The sequence below is a fragment of the Streptomyces sp. NPDC093149 genome (genome assembly GCF_044754145.1).
In the GTDB taxonomy this organism is placed as follows: Bacteria; Actinomycetota; Actinomycetes; order Streptomycetales; family Streptomycetaceae; genus Streptomyces.
The window spans coordinates 210,695-231,001 of the sequence record NZ_JBIVON010000009.1 but is presented as its reverse complement, the minus strand read 5'-3'; the positions used below and the strand labels follow the sequence as shown (position 1 = coordinate 231,001).

The 20,307-nt window shown below is 72.8% G+C and carries 17 protein-coding genes and 1 pseudogene; 9 read left to right on the top strand and 9 right to left on the bottom strand.

The features are described from left to right. Positions 1-276: 276 nt before the first annotated feature. Positions 277-1,029, bottom strand: a complete 753-nt coding sequence (locus ACIQCZ_RS26445) for a MerR family transcriptional regulator (protein ID WP_402285358.1) — start codon at positions 1,027-1,029, stop codon at positions 277-279. A gap of 157 nt (positions 1,030-1,186) precedes the next feature. Between ACIQCZ_RS26445 and ACIQCZ_RS26440 the strand changes: the two genes are divergently transcribed. Next, positions 1,187-2,116: a hypothetical protein gene (locus tag ACIQCZ_RS26440; RefSeq protein ID WP_402285356.1), complete on the top strand. Its 930-nt coding sequence runs from the start codon at positions 1,187-1,189 to the stop codon at positions 2,114-2,116. Further along, positions 2,113-2,541, top strand: a pseudogene (locus tag ACIQCZ_RS26435) (ABA4-like family protein); the annotation flags it as partial. The gene ACIQCZ_RS26440 and the pseudogene ACIQCZ_RS26435, both read left to right, overlap by 4 nt. 48 nt (positions 2,542-2,589) lie before the next feature. Here the strand turns inward: ACIQCZ_RS26435 and ACIQCZ_RS26430 are convergent. The 3 genes from ACIQCZ_RS26430 to ACIQCZ_RS26420 all read right to left on the bottom strand — a co-directional run bounded on the left by ACIQCZ_RS26430 (position 2,590) and on the right by ACIQCZ_RS26420 (position 5,256). After that, positions 2,590-3,369 (bottom strand): ABC transporter permease, encoded by a 780-nt coding sequence (locus tag ACIQCZ_RS26430; RefSeq protein ID WP_402285354.1) that lies wholly within the window; start codon positions 3,367-3,369, stop codon positions 2,590-2,592. Continuing rightward, complete coding sequence (locus ACIQCZ_RS26425; protein ID WP_402285352.1) at positions 3,366-4,379, bottom strand: ATP-binding cassette domain-containing protein; 1,014 nt, start codon at positions 4,377-4,379, stop codon at positions 3,366-3,368. The genes ACIQCZ_RS26430 and ACIQCZ_RS26425 overlap by 4 nt, the downstream gene beginning before the upstream one ends. Positions 4,380-4,593: 214 nt before the next feature. Continuing rightward, positions 4,594-5,256 (bottom strand): PadR family transcriptional regulator, encoded by a 663-nt coding sequence (locus ACIQCZ_RS26420; protein WP_402285350.1) that lies wholly within the window; start codon positions 5,254-5,256, stop codon positions 4,594-4,596. 191 nt (positions 5,257-5,447) lie between these two features. Here ACIQCZ_RS26420 and ACIQCZ_RS26415 point away from each other — a divergent pair, with 191 nt between their 5' ends. The 6 genes from ACIQCZ_RS26415 (at position 5,448) to ACIQCZ_RS26390 (ending at position 11,883) form a co-directional block, all read left to right on the top strand. Then, positions 5,448-6,032: a sigma-70 family RNA polymerase sigma factor gene (locus ACIQCZ_RS26415; protein WP_402285348.1), complete on the top strand. Its 585-nt coding sequence runs from the start codon at positions 5,448-5,450 to the stop codon at positions 6,030-6,032. Beyond that, entirely contained in the window at positions 6,029-6,805 is a 777-nt protein-coding gene (locus tag ACIQCZ_RS26410; protein WP_402285346.1) for an anti-sigma factor domain-containing protein, read from the top strand. Before ACIQCZ_RS26415 ends, ACIQCZ_RS26410 begins: the two co-directional genes overlap by 4 nt. A gap of 13 nt (positions 6,806-6,818) precedes the next feature. Then, entirely contained in the window at positions 6,819-8,204 is a 1,386-nt protein-coding gene (locus ACIQCZ_RS26405; RefSeq protein ID WP_402285345.1) for a cryptochrome/photolyase family protein, read from the top strand. A gap of 378 nt (positions 8,205-8,582) precedes the next feature. After that, entirely contained in the window at positions 8,583-10,211 is a 1,629-nt protein-coding gene (locus tag ACIQCZ_RS26400; protein ID WP_402285344.1) for a molybdopterin-dependent oxidoreductase, read from the top strand. A 138-nt stretch (positions 10,212-10,349) separates the two neighbouring features. Then, the gene (locus tag ACIQCZ_RS26395; RefSeq protein ID WP_402285343.1) at positions 10,350-11,330 is read left to right on the top strand and encodes an ADP-ribosylglycohydrolase family protein; all 981 of its coding nucleotides are present in this window, start codon (positions 10,350-10,352) and stop codon (positions 11,328-11,330) included. A 97-nt stretch (positions 11,331-11,427) separates the two neighbouring features. After that, positions 11,428-11,883 (top strand): SPW repeat protein, encoded by a 456-nt coding sequence (locus ACIQCZ_RS26390; protein ID WP_376210551.1) that lies wholly within the window; start codon positions 11,428-11,430, stop codon positions 11,881-11,883. A gap of 91 nt (positions 11,884-11,974) precedes the next feature. Here ACIQCZ_RS26390 and ACIQCZ_RS26385 read toward each other — a convergent pair whose 3' ends face one another. From ACIQCZ_RS26385 to ACIQCZ_RS26365, 5 genes are all read right to left on the bottom strand, one after another. After that, positions 11,975-13,048, bottom strand: a complete 1,074-nt coding sequence (locus ACIQCZ_RS26385) for a DUF917 domain-containing protein (RefSeq protein ID WP_402285341.1) — start codon at positions 13,046-13,048, stop codon at positions 11,975-11,977. Continuing rightward, the gene (locus ACIQCZ_RS26380) at positions 13,041-14,636 is read right to left on the bottom strand and encodes a hydantoinase/oxoprolinase N-terminal domain-containing protein (protein WP_402285339.1); all 1,596 of its coding nucleotides are present in this window, start codon (positions 14,634-14,636) and stop codon (positions 13,041-13,043) included. Before ACIQCZ_RS26380 ends, ACIQCZ_RS26385 begins: the two co-directional genes overlap by 8 nt. Before the next feature lie 49 nt (positions 14,637-14,685). Beyond that, positions 14,686-16,122, bottom strand: coding sequence for a purine-cytosine permease family protein (locus ACIQCZ_RS26375; protein ID WP_402285338.1), 1,437 nt, complete (start codon positions 16,120-16,122; stop codon positions 14,686-14,688). Positions 16,123-16,218: 96 nt separating this feature from the next. Then, positions 16,219-17,559, bottom strand: a complete 1,341-nt coding sequence (locus ACIQCZ_RS26370) for a hydantoinase/oxoprolinase N-terminal domain-containing protein (protein ID WP_376210539.1) — start codon at positions 17,557-17,559, stop codon at positions 16,219-16,221. After that, positions 17,556-18,671, bottom strand: a complete 1,116-nt coding sequence (locus ACIQCZ_RS26365) for a DUF917 domain-containing protein (RefSeq protein ID WP_402285337.1) — start codon at positions 18,669-18,671, stop codon at positions 17,556-17,558. The genes ACIQCZ_RS26370 and ACIQCZ_RS26365 overlap by 4 nt, the downstream gene beginning before the upstream one ends. An 88-nt stretch (positions 18,672-18,759) precedes the next feature. Here ACIQCZ_RS26365 and ACIQCZ_RS26360 point away from each other — a divergent pair, with 88 nt between their 5' ends. Continuing rightward, positions 18,760-20,286: a PucR family transcriptional regulator gene (locus ACIQCZ_RS26360; protein ID WP_402285335.1), complete on the top strand. Its 1,527-nt coding sequence runs from the start codon at positions 18,760-18,762 to the stop codon at positions 20,284-20,286. The last annotated feature ends 21 nt before the right edge of the window (positions 20,287-20,307 follow it).

The window sequence follows — 20,307 nt, the reverse complement described above, 5'->3', positions numbered from 1 at the left end:
CAGGCCGGGGCACAGGTGTTTCCGGGAGGGGCGCACCGTCCCGGAAGGCCGCCTGAACACTCACCGGAGGCCCGCGCCGTCCCCGGTCACCGCCGCCCGCACCGTCCCCGGTCACCGCCGCCCGCACCGTCCCCGGTCACCGCCGCCCGCACCGTCCCCGGTCACCGCCGCCCGCACCGTTCCCGGTCGCCGCCGCCCGGACCGGCCTCGCGGTCGACCCGGCCGGACCCGCGTCCGCCCGGCCCCGTCTCGCGCCGCGCGGACCGGCCTCGCGGCCTACAGGACCGGACCCGGCCCGTCGGCTCCCGCCCCGCCCCGGCCCGGACCACTCCCGCCGCCACCCGGGCCGCCCCCGACGAGGCCCCCGACCGCACCGACACCGTCGCCGTTGCCGTCGCCACCACCGTCGCTGTACGCACGCGAGGACGCGTCCACATGCGCGAGCCGTCGCAGCGCGCTGAACATCGCCTCCCCCAGCACCGTGCCGACGACCACGCTCTCCACCATGTCCTCGCGCGCCACCCGGCGCCCCACATAGTCGAGGTCGGCCCGCGCGACCGGCTCGGCGGCGGCCGCGTAGTCGTCGAGCAGTTCGACGAACCCGCCGTGCCCGGCCCGCCGCAGCGCGACGATCACTCCGGCCAGACACTCACCTGCCGGGCCGTGCGCCTCGGCCCGCCAGCCGCGCCGCTCCACCAGCTCCGCCACCTCCTCGCGGGCGTCGTCCAGTTCGGGCCCCGGCTCGTCCCCCTGCAGCGGGGCAAGGCGCTTGGCCGCGACGCCCAGCACCTTGTGCACCGGCTGCTCCGGGTCCTGGACCGCCCTCAGCACATCACCGATGGACGCGAGCGAGAGCCCTCCGACATCCAGCAACGCGCGGATCAGCCGCAGCCTGCGCTCATGCCCGGAGTCGTAGCTCGCCTGGTTCGGGCTGGTCAACTGCCCGGCAGGCAGCAGCCCTTCACGTACATAGAACTTGATCGTCGGTACCGGGACCCCGGACCGGCGACTCAACTCACCGATGCGCACCGCGTGTTCTTCCTTCCGCGCTTGCCAACCCCCCGAACCATCATAGATAGTTCCGCTATCGGATAGCGGTAAGTTCCACTATCCATAATTTCGAGGGGGGATCCTCATGACTTCCTGGCGTTCCTGGCATCGGCCGTTAGTCCTCTTCGCGGCGGCGATGGCCGTGATGACGGTCGTCTCGGCCGTGGGACTGGTGGCCGACGACCGGGTGCTGGCCGGCTCGGCGATCTGGTTCAAACCGTTCAAGTTCGCGGTCTCGTTCGTCGTGTACGCACTCGCGCTCGCCTGGATGCTGACGCCGGTCACCCGGGGCCGGCGCGCCGGATGGTGGGCCGGGACCGTGGTCGCCCTGTCCGGCCTGGGCGAGATGGTGATCATCACCGGTCAGGTGATCCGGGGGAAGCGCAGCCACTTCAACCACGCCACCCCGTTCGACGAGACGCTGTTCAGCGTCATGGGCGTCACGGTGGCCGTGCTCTGGGTGGGCACGCTGGTCATAGCCGTCCTGCTGCTCCGCGCCCGGATCGCCGACCGGGCCGCCGCCTGGGCGATCCGCTCGGGTGTCCTGCTCGCCCTGGTGGGCGCGGGATTCGGCTTCCTGATGACGCGGCCGACGCCCGAGCAGCGGGCGGCCGGGAACCTGGACACCGCCGATGTGATAGGCGCGCATTCCGTCGGCGTACCGGACGGCGGTCCGTCGATGCCCCTCACCGGCTGGTCGACGACCGGTGGCGATCTGCGCATACCGCACTTCGTCGGCATGCACGCGCTCCAACTGCTGCCGCTCTTCCTGCTCGCGCTGGTCTCCCTGGCCGCACGCTTCCCCCGGCTGCGCGACCCACGCGTCCGGCTGCGGCTGGTGATGGTCGCCTCCGGTGCGTACGCGGCGCTCGTCGCACTGGTCACCTGGCAGGCGTTGCGCGGCCAACCGCTGATCCACCCGGACGGCGCGACACTCGGCGCCGCGGCCCTGATCGTGGCGGCGACCGGCGTGTGCGGCTACGGGGCACTGCGGTCGGCTCCGGTGCCGCGGGCGGCCCGTACCGATGCGGACTCCGGTTCCGCCGAGCGGGAGGCTGCGGCATGACCGGCGCGCTCTTCGAGATCTCGTTCCTGCTGGCAGCCCCGTTCTGGCTGCTCATGATCCTCGCGCCGAACTGGCGCCCCACCGCACGCCTCGCCGCCTCCCCGCTCACCGTTCTGCCGGTGCTGACGGTCCATCTCGTCATGGCCCTGCCGGTCTTCCCCGAGCTCTGGGACGCGGTGCGCAGCCCCGACATCGACACCTTCCGCGATCTGACGGCCCTGGCCAACGGCGCGGGGGCGGTCTGGGCGCAGGTCATCGCCTGGGATCTGCTGCTGGGCCAGTGGATGTTCCTGGAGGGCCGCCGGCTGGGGATCTCTCCACTGGTGATGGGGCCGTTGCTGGCACTGACGATTCTGCTGTCGCCGATCGCGCTGCTGGTCTTCCTCGCGCTACGGGCGGTGCCGGGGCCGAGGGCCCGGCCCGGGAAGGGGACCCCGGACCGGGCCGGCCGCGCGTCGCCGCAGCGGTGTCCGTCAGACGGACTTCTGGTACGAGCGGAAGGTGCGGGTCGACAGCAGGACCGCCACCACGGCGAGTAGCAGCAGGGCTCCCCCGCGGCTGAGCACCACACCCCATTCGGGCTCGGCGCTCAGCGCCGAACGGCCCGCGACCATAGCCCAGTTGACCGGATTGAAGTCGGCGATGTGCCGCATCCAGGACGGCATCTGACTCGGAGCCATGAAGGAGGAGGAGAGGAACGTCAGCGGCAGCAGCAGAAAGGTGTTGATGCCGATGATCGACTCACGCTCACGGACCAGCATGCCCAGGGCGTTGGAGAGCGCGCCGAAGACCGTGCCGAGCAGGATCGACGCCACGACCAGGATCAGCAGCCCGCCCGCGCCACCCGGATAGGTGGCCCCGGCGGCCAGGCCGAGCAGCACGATGACGACGGACTGCGCGGCGGTGCTGATGCCGTTCTGCACGACGTTGGCGTTCATCAGCGCGTTACGGCTGACCGGGGTGGTCAGGAAGCGGTTGAGCGTGCCCCGCTCGATCTCCTCCAGGGTTCCCATGCCGGCCCACATGCTGGATCCGAGAGCGCTCATCACCACGATGCCCGGGATCAGGTAGTCCAGATAGGACGTGGTGCCGAAGCCGCCCAGTTCGACGACCTTCCTGAAGAGGTTGCCGAACAGGAACAGCCAGATCACCGGCTGGACCAGGGAGATCGCCAGGAAGATCGGCTGCCGGACGATCGCCATGAGCTGGCGTTGCGTCATGTACCACGTCTGTGCCAGAGCTCGACTGCTCATCGGACGTCTCCTGCGGGGGTGGGGGCAGGGGCCTGCCGGGCATCCGCGGCCTCGGCCTCGGAGAAACGGCGTCCGGCGTAGCGCAGATAGACGTCGTCGAGGGAGGGGCGGGCCACGGTGGCGGCGGCGACCGCCGCGCCGGCCCGCTCCAGGGCGGCGAGCAGGACGGGGACCGCCGCGGCGCCGTCCTCGGCACGGACGCTCACGCGGCGGCCGTCGACCAGCACCTCGTGCACCCCGGGCAGTCCGGTGAGCGCGGCGCCGATCGCCCTCGTGTCGCCGTCCGCACGCAGCTCCAGATGGACGGCGTCGCCGCGGAGTTCGCCCTTGAGGTCGTCGGGGGCTCCCTCGACGACGACCCGGCCGCGGTCGACGATCGCGATGCGTTCGGCGAGCCGGTCGGCCTCCTCCAGATAGTGCGTCGTGAGGACGATGGTCAGCCCCTCGTCACCGGCCAGCCGGGAGATCTCGTCCCACATGGCCGTGCGGGCCTCGGGGTCGAGTCCGGTGGTGGGTTCGTCGAGGAAGAGCACCTCGGGCCGGTGGACCAGGCCGAGCGCCACGTCGAGGCGTCGCTGCATTCCGCCGGAATACCCCTTGACCTGGCGATTCGCGGCGTCGGCGAGAGCGAAGCGGTCCAGCAGCTCATCGGCGCGGCGCTGGACGGCGGCGCCCCGCATTCCGTGGAGCCGGCCCTGGAGCAGGAGGTTCTCGCGGCCGGTGGCGACCGGGTCGGCGCCGGACTTCTGGGCGACGACGCCGATCGCGCGGCGGACCCGGTCGGGGTGGCGCAGCACGTCGTGTCCGGCGACGCTCGCGGTGCCGGAGTCGGGGCGGGCCAGGGTGGTGAGGATCTTGACGGTCGTGGACTTCCCGGCGCCGTTGGGGCCGAGGAGTCCGAAGACCGTGCCGGCATCGATGTCGAGGTCCATGCCGGCCAGTGCGGTGACGTCGCCGGGATAGGTTTTGATCAGGTGTCGCGCCGCGACTGCGGGCGCACGGGTGCTCATGACAGAGCTCTCCTGTGGTCAGCGGGGTGCTCGGGTGCACCGAGCACTCGGGCATGCCGAGCCGATCCGCGTGAAGAGCGCCGGGCTATCCTGGGTGTGCCGCACCTCGATCGCCAGGCTCGCCTTCACGGCGTGGCCGGTCCGGGGTTCGAGACCCCGGCGGTCGCTGCTCCAACAGCCTCCACCGGGGTCTTTCTCTTTCTTCGGTCCTGTGTCAGGCCTTCCGCTCCGGGTCCAGGACGATTTCCTGTTCGTCCAGGTCCTGCCATTTCCGCGGGACTTCACCGGTTTCGTGGAAGGACTTCCACTCGTCGATGCCACTGATCGTGCATTCGGTGAGTTCCGTGTGGAAGTTCTTGATCCACTCCAGCTGGGCGTCGATCATGTGGAGCTGGTACTCGGTCTCGACGACGAAGACGCGGGGCAGTTTCTCCCCCAGTTGGCCGAGCACTCCCCGGAGCGCCGCGGCCTGGACCTCCAGCGCCGCCTCCCTGGTCTCCATCAGCTCCGCCACGTCCTCCGGCGGGAGCACCGGAAGAAGTGAGAGCGCCGTCTCGAAGACCGGATACTCGGCGGCCGGCACGGCAAGCAGATCGGAGAGCCATTCGAGCATCTCCGCCCGCCCGGCCGCGGTGATCCCGTAGAGCGTGCGCTCGGGACGGTTGCCCTGTCGCTGGACGCCCGCGACCTCGACGTATCCGTGCTTCTCCAGGTTCTGGACGACGGTGTACAGCGAACCGAAATTGATCTTGACGCTGTGCTCCTTGCCGCGTCGCCGCAGCGTCTGGGCGATCTCGTACGGATGCATGGATCGCTCGGCGAGCAGCACCATGACCGTGAGTGCCAGTGGATTGCTGAGCTTGCGCCGCCTTGCCACCCGACCCTCACCGCCCTTCACCTCGTCGTCGAATACTCGTGGGCGAACATATCTCGTTCACCCGGACGGGTCAACCACGATGTATCGCGAAATGAACGTGGCGTGGAAGGATCTCGCGCACTGACCGATCCGCGCCGCCGTCGGCTCCGGATCGCCTGGAGAGCAGACGTGCGATCAGGGAGGAAGCCCGCGTGAAAGAAGCCGTGTACATCGGCGGGGCGCCCCCGGCGGGGCCCGATCTCCAGAAGCTTCTGGGGATGGTCGCCCGAGGTGACCAGGACGCCTTCGCCGAGGTGTACGACGCGGTCAGCGGGCCGGTCCTCGGACTGGTGCGGAGCGTGCTGCGCGACCCCGCCCAGTCCGAGGAGGTCGCGCAGGAGGTGCTGGTCGAGGTGTGGCGCACGGCCCCTCGGTTCCGGGCCGCCCGCGGCAGCGCCATGAACTGGGTGCTGACACTGGCACATCGTCGGGCCGTGGACCGGGTGCGCTCGGCCGAGGCAGCCGCGGCCCGCGAGCACAGGGCCGCGCTGCTGGACCGTACTCCGGCCTTCGACGAGGTCACCGAGCAGGTCGAGAGCCGGCTGGAGCGCGAGCAGGTCCGCCGCTGCATGCGGACCCTCTCCGAACTGCAACGACAGTCCGTGACCCTCGCGTACTACCGGGGGCTGACGTATCGCGAGGTGTCGGAGTTGCTCTCCGTACCGCTCGGGACGATCAAGACACGCCTGCGCGACGGACTGATCCGGCTGCGCGACTGCCTCGGGGTGAGCACATGAGCAACGCCGAACTGCACACGCTGACGGGGGCGTACGCCCTGCACGCGCTGCCGGACTCCGAGCGCGACGAGTTCGAACGTCATCTCGCCGACTGCCGGGCGTGCGCCGTCGAGGTACGGGAACTGTCCGGGACCGCTGTTCGGCTCGGGCTCGCGGTGGCCGGGATCCCGCCTCGCGACCTGCGCGAACGGGTGCTGCGGGAGATCGCGGCCGTACGGCAGGAGCCGCCGTCGGACACCCGGCGGTCGCGCACCGGGGGCAGTACGAACCGGACGGGCCGGTGGCCGGGGTTCGCCCTCGCCGCATGTCTGGCGGCCGCCGGATGCGGCGGGATCGCCGTGCGGCAGCACCAGGAGGCCCGCGCCGCGCGACAGGACGCCCGCACCGCACAGCGGCAGAACGAGCAGCTGACCCAAGTCCTGGCAGCACCGGACGCCCGTACCGGGACCCGCACGCCGGGGGGCGGGGCGAGGGGCACCATGGTCTTCTCCGAGAAGGAGAACCGCGCCGTCCTCCTGGCGTCGGGCATGCGGGAACCACCCGGCGGCAAGGTGTACCAGCTGTGGTTCGACGGCGCCGGCACGATGCGCTCCGCGGGCCTCATGAAGGCGGCGAACACGTCGACGACGCAGTACGCGACGCTGCTGGACGGCCCTGTCGACCGGGCCTCCGGCACAGGCATCACCATGGAACCGGCCGGCGGGTCCACTCGACCGACATCCGCGCCGGCGGCCCTGCTGACCTTCCCGACCGCCCGACCCACCCTTCGCTGAGAGGTACTCGACCATGACCGTCTCGGTGGCACTGTTCACCTCGGACCTACGGCTGCACGACAACCCCGTACTGCACGCCGCGCTGCGCGACGCGGACCGTGTCGTCCCCCTCTTCGTACGGGACGCGGGCATCCGTCGGACCGGCTTCGACGCACCGAACCGGCGGGCGTTCCTCGCCGACTGCCTGGCCGATCTCGACGCGGAGCTGCGCCGCCGCGGTGGCCGGCTGATCGTCCGCGACGCGGAGACCGTGGCCGGCGTCCTCGACGTGGTCACGGAGACCGGCGCGCGCAGCCTGCACATCGCGGGCGGGGTGAGCGGGTACGCGCTACGGCGCGAGGAGCGTCTGCGCGCGGCTCTGACCCAGGTCGGCTGCACGCTGCACGTCCATGACGCGGTGGTCACCGCGCTCGCACCGGGCCATGTCGTCCCGGCGGGCCGTGATCACTACGCGGTGTTCACCCCGTACTTCCGCCGCTGGGAGGCGGCGGGGGTACGGGGGACACTGGCCGCCCCGCGCACGGTGCGGCTGCCCGAAGGCATGAAGTCCGAGCCGCTGCCGGAACGGGCCGAGGTGGCCGGGGTCTCCCCCGGGCTCGCCAGGGGCGGCGAGAGGACCGGACGCCGGCTGCTGTCCTCCTGGCTGAACGGCCCCGTGGCCGACTACGAGAGCGGCCACGACGATCTGGCCGGCGACGCGACCTCCAGGCTCTCCCCCCATCTCCACTTCGGCACTGTCTCGGCGGTGGAAGTGATCGACCGGGCGCGGCAGCGGGGCGGGCCGGGCGCCGACGCGTTCGTGCGGCAGCTGGCGTGGCGGGACTTCCATCACCAGGTGCTCGCCGCCCGGCCGGACGCCGCCCGGGACGACTACCGTCCACGGCACGACCGTTGGCGGTCCGACGTGGACGAGATCGAGGCCTGGCGCACGGGACGCACCGGCTACCCGGTGGTCGACGCGGCGATGCGGCAGCTGGCGCACGAGGGCTGGATGCACAACCGGGGGCGCATGCTGGTGGCGAGCTTCCTCACCAAGACGCTGTACGTGGACTGGCGGGTCGGCGCCCGGCACTTCCTGGACCTCCTGGTCGACGGGGACCTGGCGAACAACCAGCTCAACTGGCAGTGGATGGCCGGTACCGGCACCGACACCCGCCCCAACCGGATCCTGAACCCGGTGGTCCAGGGCAAGCGGTTCGATCCGCGCGGGGCGTATGTGCGCCGCTGGGTGCCGGAGCTCGCCGAGCTGGCGGACGGCGAGATCCATGAGCCGTGGAAGCTGACCGGTGCGCGCCGGGCCGCGATCGACTACCCGGATCCGCTCGTCGACCTGGCGGAGGCACGGGCCCGGTTCGAGCGGGCGCGGGACCTGGACCGACAGGGGAACGTATCCGGATGACGACCGCGCCGAACGGCTCGGTGGTGTCGTCCCCCGGTGACGGTCCGGCACACCGGAGGTCCGCCGAGCCTGAGCATTCCGTGGTCCGCCGACCTGGTGGTCCGCCTGGAACAGCGTCATGTCGTGGGCGGTGCGCAGGATGCACGCGGCGACCGGCCCGGCCATCCTGCCGCCCACCGCGGCCGTCCGTCCCGCCGCGTGGCCGTGCCGCTCCCCCACCCCGGTCCGCGCCCATCGGGCGGTCCTGCGTCTTCGGCATCTGCCGGATGCCGGTCGGTGATGGTTCGTCACAGGTCGTCCGCCGGGTCGGCCGGAAGGAGCTCACGCCCATTCGGGTGAGGGACCAATCCGTCCGGCCTCCGGCGACGAATCCCCCTCGTGAGTGAAGACCGAGACGATTCGCAGCAGGCCGGGGCCGCACGGTCCGGGCGGTCCCGCCGGGCACGCGCGGCTCTTGCCGCGCTCAGCGGTCTGATCGCCGGGTTCTGCGCCCTGGCCGTCGCCGAACTGGTCGCGGCTGTCGTACGTCCCGAGGCAGGACCGGTCACGGCGGTGGGCGGTGCGGTGATCGACCGCACTCCCCCGGCCGTGAAGGACTTCGCCGTGAGGAACTTCGGCACCGACGACAAGCTGGTGCTCCAGCTCGGCATTCTGCTTCTCCTGGCGCTGTTCGCCGCCGGAATCGGAATGCTGGCGCTGCGGCACCGGCGGCTCGGTTCCGCTGCCGTCCTGGTCTTCGGTCTGGTCGGGGCCGTGTCGGCGGTGGGACGTCCGGAAGGCGCACCGGCCGACGCCCTGCCCTCGGTGGCCGGTGCCATGGTGGCCGCAGGAGTGCTGCATCTCCTGGCCGGACGGCTCGCACCGGTTCCGTACCCCTCTCCCGCGGCTGGGGAGAGGGACACGGAAGCGCAAGCCACCTTCGACCGGCGCGGCTTCGTGGTCGCGGCGACCGCGGCGGCGGCGGCCTCCGCGGGCGCGGGACTCCTGGGTCGGCGGCTCACGTCATCCGTCCAGGCCGGGGCCGCCGCCTCACGTCACAACCTGGTCCTCCCGGTACCCGATTCCGCAGCACCGGCCATCCCGTCGGGCGCCGATCTCAGGATCCGGGGACTGAGCTCCTTCATCACCCCGAACAAGGACTTCTACCGGGTGGACACGGCTCTGGTCGTACCCCGGGTCGACGCCGGCGAATGGCGTCTGAAGATCCATGGAAGGGGTGTCGCGCGGCCGTTGGAGATCGGCTTCCGGGATGTGCTGCGCCGCGAGATCATCGAGCGGGACATCACGCTCACGTGTGTGTCCAACGAAGTCGGCGGACCCTTGGTCGGCAACGCCCGGTGGATCGGTGTACGGCTGGCCGATCTGTTGCGCGAGGCCGGTGTGCGCCCCCCGTCGAAAGGCGGTCCGGCCGACCAGATCGTGGCGCGTTCCGTCGACGGCATGACGATCGGCACACCGGTCGAGACGGTCATGGACGGGCGCGACGCGATGCTCGCTCTCGGCATGAACGGCGAGCCGTTGCCCTTCGAGCACGGCTTTCCGGTCCGGATGATCGTTCCCGGTCTCTACGGATACGTGTCGGCCTGCAAGTGGATCAAGGAGATCGAGCTCACCACGTTCGGTGCCTACGACGCCTACTGGGTCGAACGGTCCTGGTCGCAGCAGGCACCGATCAAGACCGAGTCACGGATCGACACCCCCCGCCCGTTCGCCTCCCCGAAGGCCGGCGTCGTGCCGGTGGCCGGGGTCGCCTGGGCCCAGCACCGGGGCATCTCCCGGGTCGAGGTCCGGGTGGACGGCGGGGGCTGGCAGACGGCCCGGCTGGCCGCCGCGGACAGCCGTGACACCTGGCGTCAGTGGGTGTGGGAGTGGCCCGCCACCTCCGGCCGGCACACCCTGGAGGTCCGCGCCACCGACGGGACCGGTGCGACCCAGACCGGCGACCGCGTCGGCACCGTACCCGATGGTGCGACCGGCTGGCACTCGGTGGTGGTCGACGTGCCCTGAGCCGGGGCACGCGCCGATCGCACGGACCGCTCCTCGGAGCACGGCTCACCGCACCCGTACGAACGGCGGGCCGCCGGCACAGGACGAGGCGCCACCCCGGCGGGCACCCCCGTGGATCGCGCTCCGTACGCTGGCCGGATGAAGCGTCGGAGTGCGGTCGACCGGCAGGATCGGGCGGTGGGCGCCGTTGTCGGATCGGCGGTGGGGGACGCGCTGGGCGCGCCCTTCGAGTTCGGCCCCGCGGGCGCGTACACGACCCGCTTCCCCGACGGCGTCGGCGCCATGTGCGCAGGCGGCGGCTGGGATCCGGGCGAGGCCACGGACGACACCCAGATGGCCGTTCTGGCCGCCGAGTCCCTGCTGGAACGGGGCGGCCTCGACCTCCCCGACATGTTCGGCCGGTTCCGCCGATGGGCGGCGGGTGAGCCGAAGGACATCGGCCTGCAGACCGAGTCCGTCCTGATGAGCGGTGATCCGTGGGACATCGCGGCAGCGTTGCACTTCCAGAGCGGCGGGCGGGCGGCGGGCAACGGTTCGCTGATGCGGGCCGCCGCACCGGCGGTGTACTTCGCGCGGGCGGGCCGGGCGGCGACGATGGACGCCGCCCGCCGGATCGCCGCGCTGACGCATGGCGACCGGGCCGCCTGGGAGGGCACCGCCGTGCTGCACGAGCTGATCCGGGTGGCGCTGGACGGTGGCGATCCGCTCGCCGCCGTGCCGGGTGTCCTGGACCTCGTGCACGAGGATCACCGTGAGCGCTGGGCCACCGTCCTCGCGCCCGGCTGGCACCCCGACGCCGCGACGGAGTTCAACGGTGCGGTGTGGCCGTGCCTGGGCACCGCGCTGTGGGCGTTGCGCACGACACGTGGATTCGAGAACGCCCTGGCCGCGGCGGTCGACGTCGGTGGTGACACGGACACGGTCGCGGCGGTGACCGGTGGCCTGGCGGGGGCGGTGTACGGCTTCGCCGCGATTCCGGTGCGCTGGACCGGGCCCCTGCATGTGCCGCTGCCGGGATACGGGGACCGCGTGCTGCGGACTGCCGATCTCGCCTCCCTCGCCCGACGGCTGGACTCGGGCCCGCCCGTTGCGGATTCGGCGGACATCCGCACACCCTGAATCTACACATAAGGGTGAGATAAGCGCAGAATGGACATGCAGGCCATTCGGCGCACAGAACGGAATTCGGGCCTGCCCGAGCGAAGGAGACGAACCCATGTCGAACCTCTCGCACGCCGGCCGTGAACGCGACATGGCCGGTCACCCCGATGTTTCCGAAATGCGCGACCGCTATGCCCGAATGCTCGGTGGCCGTGACGTGGCCCTCGTGGACGCACCGGTGTTCCTCATCGGTCTGTACTGTGCCATCTCGCCCTGGGTGCTCCACTTCACGGCAACTCAGCCCACCCTCGTGGCGCACAACCTGATCATGGGCATCGCGATCGCGGCGCTGGGCCTCGGGTTCACCGTCATGCCGGAGCGGATGTATGGCCTGAGCTGGGCCATCTGCGCGATCGGCGCCTGGATGATCATCTCGACGTGGGTCGTCGGCAGCGGTCCGAGCCTCGGCGTCATCCTCAACAACGTCATCATCGGCGGACTGACCGTGCTGCTGGGTCTGGTCTGCGTGGGCGCTTCGATGAAGAGCGGCAGGAACAGGAAGTCGGTCTGAAACAAGGCGCCCCGGCCGGTCCGCGTGAAGCGGACCGGCCGTCGACGGACGGGAACGGTGACGCCGGTCCGATGCCCGGGTCCGTGGGTGGTCAGGCCTCCCGGAACGGGAGGTAGTCCACGTCGTACCCGAAGTACCGCGGCCCGGCGAGGGCCAGACCGCCCGGGGTGGTCCAGCGCGGGTCGCACGGGGCCGCGAGGACGCTGACACGCAGGCCGTAGCGCAGGCCCTCCGTCGTCACGGGGTCACCGGTGTCGGTGTCCAGCACGCAGATGAGGTCCGGCGTGGTGGCGACCGTCTCGCCGTCGCGGGTGGCGAGCAGGTGCTCGTTCTGGAAACCGAGTTCCAGGACCCGGCCCGCATCGTCACCGATGCCCTCGATACGGGCCCCGCCGCGGGCGAAACCGCCCTGGGTGCGACGGCTGACGTCGACGACCTTGCCGGTCAGCAGATGGGTGCCGGACAGCATGGCACGGGCCGCGCCCACCGGGTCGGCATGCGCCGCACGCGCCTCGCGGACGGCCGCGCCGAGACGTTCGGCGAGCGTCATCGTGGCCGGGACGAGACCGTCGGCGAGCTGGTCCCCCCGCATCACGGTGTCGGCGCTGGAGATCTGACAGCCGAGCTCCACGCAGACGGCTCGGGCGATGCGCTCGGCGGCGTGATTGGAGACGGCGTCGACGATGATGCTGTTGCCCTTGTCGTCGGCGAGCGCCATCGGTGTGTTGGCCACTCCGATCAGGCCGGGCAGCACCATCTGCGCCTCGGGAAACGCGCGGCCCATGGCATCGCCGTCGACCAGCGGCAGCCCCGCCTCGGCGGCGCAGGCGATGGGCAGCATCGAGTTGACGCCGCCGACCTCGATCGGGGCGATGTGGGTGGCGGGGCGGCCGATGTGCTTCTCCAGGGCCCGCAGCGCCGCGACTTCCTCGCCGCCGGCCGGGACGCGTTCCAGCAGCACCGTCGGCGCACCCATGCCCGAGACGGGTACGACGGTCGCGTCGGCCGGCACCTCGTCGAAGGCGACGAGCCGGACCGGGCCGTGCGCACGGATGGCCTCCCGCGCCAGCAGCTTGCCGATGTACGGGTCGCCGCCCCCGCCGGTGCCGAGGATGCCCGCGCCGCGCGCGATGTCGTCCAGGTTGTCGAGGTTGATCTCACGCATGTGACGCTGCTCCATGGGTGTCGCGCGCCCCGGCCGGGGCGTGGGTGCTGCCGATGCCGTTCAGGTCGAGGTCCCCGACCGCCTTGACCCGGATGCGGGTCGCGCCGCCCGGCAGATAGGCGAGCGGCACCTCCTCCACGTCGACGATGCGGACCGTGCCGGGCCTGGCGCCCGCGCTCTCGGCCCGCGCCACGGCCTCCTCGCGGGCCTCGGCGAGTACGGAGTCCCGACGCCCCTCGGGGACCTGGAAGACCCGGTCCACCTCTCCGCCGACCTGGGCGATGGCGGCGCCCACGGCGTTGGCGACGCCGAAGTGGCCGGGGCGGCGCACATCGTCGAAGCCGGGCAGCGCCGAGGGCACCAGTACGCTGCCGCCGCCCACCGCGACGACCGGCAGCGGACCCGCCGAGGTGCGCATCCGGTCGACGGTCTCGGCCAGCCGCTCGGCGATCCGGTCGAGGGCGCGGGCGGTGAACTCACGGTCCAGGTGGGCGACACGCGAGCGGTCGCCGATGTCGGCGCGGCCCGCCGCGACCGCGAGATCGGTCGCCGTCAGGGTGCTGCCGCCGAAGACGAGCGCCTCCTCGGTGAGCCGGAAGCCGACCGAGCGGGGGCCTGTCTCGCCGTCGGCCGCCACCAGGGATCCGCCACCGATGCCGAGCGAGAGGACGTCGGGGATGCGGAAGTTGGTGCGGATGCCCGCGGCCTCGCTCTCGCCCGCCGCCTCGCGCGGGAAGCCGCCGGCCAGTATGCCGACGTCCGCCGTCGTACCACCGACGTCCACGACCGCGCAGTCGCCGAGACCGGAGAGGAACGCGGCGCCGCGCATCGAGTTGGTGGGCCCGGAGGCGAAGGTCGCCACCGGGTAGGCGCGGGCGAAGTCCACGTCCATCAGGGTGCCGTCGTTCTGCGACAGGAAGAACGGGGCGGTCAGCGAGACCTCGGCGAGCGACTTGGCGAAGGACTCCACGATCGCGGTCGCCAGGTCGCGCAGGGCCGCGTTGATGATCGTGGCGTTCTCCCGGGCCAGCAGCCCGACCCTGCCCAGTTCGTGCGAGAGCGAGAAGTGGACGCCGGGTCCCAGCTCCGCACCGAGGATCTCCGCGGCCCGGCGCTCGTCGTCCTCGGCGACCGGGGAGAACACGGACGAGACGGCCACCGACGTCAGTCCGCGCGCGGCGATGTCGGCGGCGGTGCGCTTCAGTTCCTCCGGGTCGAGCGGCGACAACGGCCGTCCGTCGAACTCCCGTCCACCGTGGCAGAGGTAGCCGTGTCCGCCGACGGCCGCCCGCTGGCGCTCGGGCCAGTCGGTCATCGGCGGCAGAGCGGCCGTCGCGGGCAGGCCGAGGCGTACGGCGGCGACGGGTGCGAGGCGGGCGCCCTCGATCAGGGCGTTGAGGAAGTGGGTGGTGCCGATCATCACGGCGTCGACGGAGTCCATCGGCGGGTCGAGCGCCCGGATCGCCGAGGTGACACCGGAGGTGATGTCGGAGGTGGTGGGGGTCTTCGCGGTCGCGATGATGCGGTCGTCGTCCCCCAGGAGGGCGGCGTCGGTGTTGGTGCCTCCGACGTCGATTCCGATGCGCATGGTGTGTCCGTCTTTCGTAGGGGGTGGGGTTTCGGGTGGGGCGTACGGGTCAGGCGGTGGCCTTCGCCGACCAGGCCGTGCCGGCTTCCGCCTCGATCGCCGCGGCAGGGCGTGCGGGCTGGTCGAACGGCAGTTCCCGGGCGCCGCGCACCAGGCCGAGCTTGCCGAGGACGACATAGCCGAGCCCGGCCAGCAGCAGGGAGTCGAGCGCCGGGATCCCCCACCACTGGTAGTGGTCGCCGAGCCAGCCGAACAGGGACGCGGCGGCCCACAGGACGATCGTGGCCGGAACCCAGCCGGGTTCCGTCTCGGGCAGCCGTCCGAGGGAACGGGACGCGTCGAGCTGCGGGCGCCACTTCTTCACCACGAAGTACTCGGCGACCATGATCCCGGCGACCGGCGGGGTGAGGACGCCGAGCACCGTCAGGAAGTCGGTGAAGCGGTCCAGGATTCCGGCCGCGGCGGCGAGGCTGCCGAGCACACCGATCGCGACGGTCGTACCGACCCGGTTCAGCCGGACCTTGAAGAGCGCCTCGACGGCGCCGATCAGGCCGAGTGACGACGAGTACAGATTCCAGTTGTTGATCTTCACGGTGGCGGAGACCAGGACGATGACGCCGATGACGCCGGAGGAGGACGTGATGATGGCGATCAGGTCGGAGGACTTCACCGCGTAGGCGAGCAGCACACCGCCGAGGCCCAGGACGTACTCGCCGAGGCTGATGCCGACGACGGTCTGCTTGACGACATCGCCGGTGTTGCGGTTGAAGCGGGTCATGTCGGGGGTGGTGACGGCACCGACGATGTACGAGCCGGCGACTATCGTCGCGCCGGTGGCGATGGACATGTGGGCGCCGAACGGCGCGGACGCCACCAGATCGCCGATGTCGTGCCGGGAGAACTCGACCGCCATCGCCCAGCCCGCCAGGCCCAGGAAGGCGGGGACGGTGACGAACGCGGTCCAGCCCATGGCGCGGAAGCCGCGCAGCACGAGCGCGGTGACCCCGAGTCCGCAGATCAGGCACCACGCCCAGACGGGCAGCGCGGGGACGATGGAGTGCAGTCCGGCCGCGAACACGGCCGTCTGCACACCGAACCAGCCGAAGAGGCTGACCGCGATGACGAGTCCGATGAGGGTGGAGCCGTACCGTCCGAAGCCGGTCCAGCGGACCAGCATCGAGGTGGACAGGCCCTCCCGCATACCGGCGATGCCGACGAAGATGCAGACGATCTCCAGGATCACGGAGCCGAGCGTGAACGCCCAGAACGCGCCCCAGAAGGAGAGCCCGGCGCCGAGCGCGGCGCCCAGCAGGAACTGGGTCAGGTCGGAGAGCTGGCCGAAGCGCTGCACGGCGACGTTGAACCAGGAGTAGCGGGCCGCGCGCGGCACCCGCTCCAGCGGGTAGTCGTCGTCCGCCTGCGACTCCTGTCGCTCCGGCTGTCGGCGCACGGATGGCTGTGATTGCACATCGAACTGCTGGGTCATGGGGACGGTCCTCGGGTGGGCGGGGCGGGCAGGAGGGCGCAGCAGCACGGCACCGGGCTGCTCCGAAGGGGAGAAATCGGGGGTGGGGAGAGGGGTTCAGAGCGGGAGCGGCGGTCCTGCGGCTCGTGCGCGAAGGAGCACCGCGCCCGGCAGATAGGGCACCGGCAGGTCCGGTTCCGCATGGGTGTGCACACGCCGGGGATCGGCCCCGGCCCGTACGGCACCGGCGCGGGCCAGGTCCCGCACCTCGTCGCGCACGGCGTCGAGACGGCGGCCGGGGCCCCGGCGGACGATGCGGTCGTACTGCCCGCCGACCGGGCTGGCCGCCGCGCCGAACGCCCCGGCGACGCCGCCGTGTTCGGGCCGTACGACGTCGAATCCGGTCAGGACGCGGCCGGGCACGCCGTCCGCGCCGCCGCCGACCAGGATCAGCGGGAGCAGGCCGGCCGAGGGGCGCATCCGGTCGGCCGCCTCGGCCAGTTCGCGGTGGGCGCCGGCGCCCACGGTGATCAGGTCGGGGAAGCGCAGGGCGACCGGGACGCCGCCGATGCGCTCGCCGGGACCGGCTTCCTGCGGGTAGCCGCCGGTCAGGGCGCCGACCCGGGCGCGGAGTTCACCGATGTCGGCGACCACGGCGTCGCGGAGTCCGGCCAGGAGCCCGGCGCCGCGGATGGTGCAGGCCGGGCCGCTGCCCAGGCTGAGTCCGGGCTGGCGGCGCAGATACTCCAGACTCATCAGCGTGCCGTCGCTGCGGGTGACGAGGACGGCGGCGCCGGGAGCGAGGCCGAGGCCCGGCAGGGTGGCGGTCAGTTCGTCGGCGACCCGCGCCACGAGCACGGACAGCGCCGCGTCGAGGACCGTGGCGTTCTCGCGGGCCAGCAGGTCGAGGGTGCCGACGTCGCTGGAGAGCAGAACGGTCGTGTCCGGGCCCGTCTCGGCGCGCAGGATCTCCGCGGCCTCCCGCTCCTGGCTGCCGTCGACGGGCGAGAACACGGCGGTGACGGCGAAGGCCTCGGCACGGCCCGCGAGCGCGGCGCCGAACCGGGCGACGGCGTCCCGGTCGAGCGGTGTGGTGTCACGGGGTGCGAGGCCCCCGCCGCCCGCGACGTTCGCGGTACCGGCGCACACGGCGTCGCGCAGCGCCTCGGGCCAGCCGAACAGCGGCCGCACGGCGTCGGCGGCGGCGCCTCCGACGCGCAGCACTCCGACCCGGGCCAGCCCGTCCCGCTCCCGCACCGCGCGGGCGGCGACCCGCAGACCCACCGCGAGCTGGGTGGCCCGGCGGCGCGGTTCGGCGGGCAGCGCACCGACGGCGGCGGCGAGCGACCCGACGGCGTCACCGGGGATCGAGGGCACCTTGACGGCCCGTACCGCCCGGTCGCCGTCGAGAAGGACGGCATCGGTGTTGGTGGGTCCGACATCCACTCCGAGGATCACGGGGTGCCTCCCTGCGAGGGGCGGCCGCCGGTGCTCGAAGAGCCGTCCCGCGCACGTCCACGGGATCCCGGGGAACCATCGGCCCCTCCGTCGGCCCCTCCGCCGGCCCCGAGGCCCGCGAGGCCGAAGGCGGACGGACCCGCCAGGCGCAGGCCGCTCGGCGTGTACCAGGCCGGGGCGGAGGACATCGTGACGAGATGGACGCGCAGACCGTAGCGGACCTCCTCGACCGGAACGGCCCAGCCCGTCGTCACGTCGACCAGGGCGATCACGTCCGGCACGACGGCGAGCGGTGTGCCGTCCTCCAGGGCCGCGACGAATTCGCTGCGGCCCTCGACGAGCACCAGCCGTCCCGCGTCGGGGCCCGCGCCCTCCAGCAGGACGCCCGTCGCGTCGTCGCCGTCGGCGTCCTCGGTGGCGTATCTGCGGACCGAGGAGACCTTGCCGGTGAGCAGCGGGGCGGGCCCCTCACCGCGGCCGAGGGCGAGTGCGCGCGTGACCGATCCGGCGACGGCGTACCGGGCCGCCTGCGCGGCGGTGAGGGGGTAGTCGGTGGAGGCGGCACGCCCGCCGAAGGCGACGACGGCGGCGCGGGCGAACTGTTCGAGGTGCGTGCCGTCCACCTCGTCGATGACGACGGTGTGGCCGTGCTCGTCGGCGAGGACGGCCGGTCCCGGGCGCAGTCCGGCGAGTTCCAGGACGTTCTGGTCCATGCGGGGAAAGGCGCGCCCCATCGAGTCGGCGTCGAGCAGCGGCAGACCCAGCCGGGCCGCCCAGGCGACGGCCACGCAGCCGTTGAGGCCGCCGATCTCGCTGCTCATCACCGCGGCCACCGGCGCACCGTGCAGCGCCTCGAAGCGGGCGCGCAGGCGTGCGGGTTCGTCCCGGCCGCCGATCCGTTCGGCGGCGACCGCGGGCGACCCCACCAGCCCGACGGGCATGACGAGCGCGTCCACGGGCAGCGTGGCCGGGTCGACGACCGGCACCGGACCGCACTCCTCGATCGCCTGTCCGGCGACGGGAAGGGTCACATCGGCGGGTCCGCCGCCCCCTGATCCCAGGACGGCACAGCCCCGCGCGAAGTCGGCGAGTGCTCCGGCGTCCACGTGCATGAATCCAGCGTAGGGAGACGGTACGCGCCCCGAATGGGCTGATGGCCCATGATTGAACGGGTCGATGTGCTTCCGGCACACTGAACACATGCCGAGCATCCTGGAGCTCCTCTCCTCCCCCGGACTCGACGAGGTCCGCCCGCTGGTGGGTCCGCTCGACGCGATGGAGGTCACGGGGGTGCGTCTGGAGCCGCGCCCGGACCGGCTCGCCGCCATGCCCACGGGGACGATCGCCGTGCTGTTGACGCCGGTGCCGGGGCATCTGCTGGACGTGGCGGTGCGGGACGCGGCGGCGGCCGGGGCCGCCGCGCTGGTGCTGACCGGCGTGACGGAGGCACCCCACGGGCTGCCCGCCGAGGTGACGGCCACGGCACGGGCCCTCGCCGAGCGGGGCCGCGTCGCGGTGCTGTACGCGGAGGGGGATCTCGCCGCGCTCGTGGTGGCCGTGGAACGGGCGGTGGCCGGGTCCGCGGCCGACGCGCTGGCCCGGGTCGCCGCCGCGGCGCAGGAGGTGACGACGGTCGCGGGCGACCCGGACCGGGTGGCCGCGGCGGCGACCCGCGCCCTCGGCGTACCGGTGGAGCTGCGGACGGCGGGTCCGGGCGAGGAGGGTGCCGCCGCCGCGGGCCCGGACGGCGAGATCCGGCTCGCGGCCCCGGCCCGCCCCGGTCACGCGGGAGCGGCGGTGCGTTCCGTGCTCGCGCTGGCGGCCCTCGCCGCGGCGGGCGGCGGCCACGGCGACGTCCCCGTGCGTTCCCGTGGCCGGCTGCTGGCCGAGCTGCTCGTGGCGCCGCAGGACCAGGCCGCCCGGCTGGCCGCCCGGGGCCGGGCGCTCGCGCTGCCCGTGGACGGCTGGCACATCGCGCTGCGGGTGGAGGCGGGCGGCGTCGACGCGACGGACCGGCCGAGGACCCTGGACGCGGTGATGTCCCAGGCACTGACCCTGCTGCGGACGTGGGACCGGCCGACGCCGTCTCCCGGTACGCCCGCTTCCCCGCCCGCGGACACCGTTCAGTGGAACGCCGCCCTGGTCGACGACGCCCTCGTCCTGCTGAGCACCTGGCCCGCCGATCCGGGGGCGGACGGGCGGCACGCCACTTTGGCCCGTGCCCGGCGCGTGGTGGACCGGCTGGCCGGACTGCGCCCGGAGGCCGGGCTGAGATGCGGTGTGGGCTCACCGCACCGGGGTCCGCTGGGCATCCGTACCTCCGCCCGTGAGGCCCGCGCGGTCGTACCGCGCGGCGCGGGGGCGGCGGTGGCCGCGCACGACGCGGTGGGCCTCGACCGCATGCTGATGGAGTGGTACGCCTCGGACACGGCGCGCGAGGCGGTGGCCGAACTCCTCGCCCCGGTCCTGGCGTTGGGTCCTGAGCGTGCCGAGCCACTGCTGCGCACGCTCCAGGGGTACCTGGACCACAACAACTCGCCCGCCCGCGCGGCACAGGCCCTGCATCTGCACCGGAACGCGGTGGGTGCCCGCATCCGCAGGATCGTCCAGCTCACGGGCGCCGATCTGAACGAGCCGGATGTCCGCCTCGCACTCCAACTGGCCTGCCGCGCGGGCCTGTCCACGCGCCCCGCCGAGCCGTCCGCACCGCCGGCCGCCGGGCCCTGACTCCCGCGCTGCCGCGAACGC

Coding starts and splice junctions, on each gene's coding strand:
- ACIQCZ_RS26360 (WP_402285335.1), top strand. CDS start 18,760: ATGCCGAGCATCCTGGAGCTCCTCTCCTCCCCCGGACTCGACGAGGTC.
- ACIQCZ_RS26365 (WP_402285337.1), bottom strand. CDS start 18,671: ATGCACGTGGACGCCGGAGCACTCGCCGACTTCGCGCGGGGCTGTGCC.
- ACIQCZ_RS26405 (WP_402285345.1), top strand. CDS start 6,819: ATGACCGTCTCGGTGGCACTGTTCACCTCGGACCTACGGCTGCACGAC.
- ACIQCZ_RS26440 (WP_402285356.1), top strand. CDS start 1,187: ATGGCCGTGATGACGGTCGTCTCGGCCGTGGGACTGGTGGCCGACGAC.
- ACIQCZ_RS26430 (WP_402285354.1), bottom strand. CDS start 3,369: ATGAGCAGTCGAGCTCTGGCACAGACGTGGTACATGACGCAACGCCAG.
- ACIQCZ_RS26385 (WP_402285341.1), bottom strand. CDS start 13,048: ATGCGTGAGATCAACCTCGACAACCTGGACGACATCGCGCGCGGCGCG.
- ACIQCZ_RS26380 (WP_402285339.1), bottom strand. CDS start 14,636: ATGCGCATCGGAATCGACGTCGGAGGCACCAACACCGACGCCGCCCTC.
- ACIQCZ_RS26425 (WP_402285352.1), bottom strand. CDS start 4,379: ATGAGCACCCGTGCGCCCGCAGTCGCGGCGCGACACCTGATCAAAACC.
- ACIQCZ_RS26390 (WP_376210551.1), top strand. CDS start 11,428: ATGTCGAACCTCTCGCACGCCGGCCGTGAACGCGACATGGCCGGTCAC.
- ACIQCZ_RS26395 (WP_402285343.1), top strand. CDS start 10,350: ATGAAGCGTCGGAGTGCGGTCGACCGGCAGGATCGGGCGGTGGGCGCC.
- ACIQCZ_RS26375 (WP_402285338.1), bottom strand. CDS start 16,122: ATGACCCAGCAGTTCGATGTGCAATCACAGCCATCCGTGCGCCGACAG.
- ACIQCZ_RS26410 (WP_402285346.1), top strand. CDS start 6,029: ATGAGCAACGCCGAACTGCACACGCTGACGGGGGCGTACGCCCTGCAC.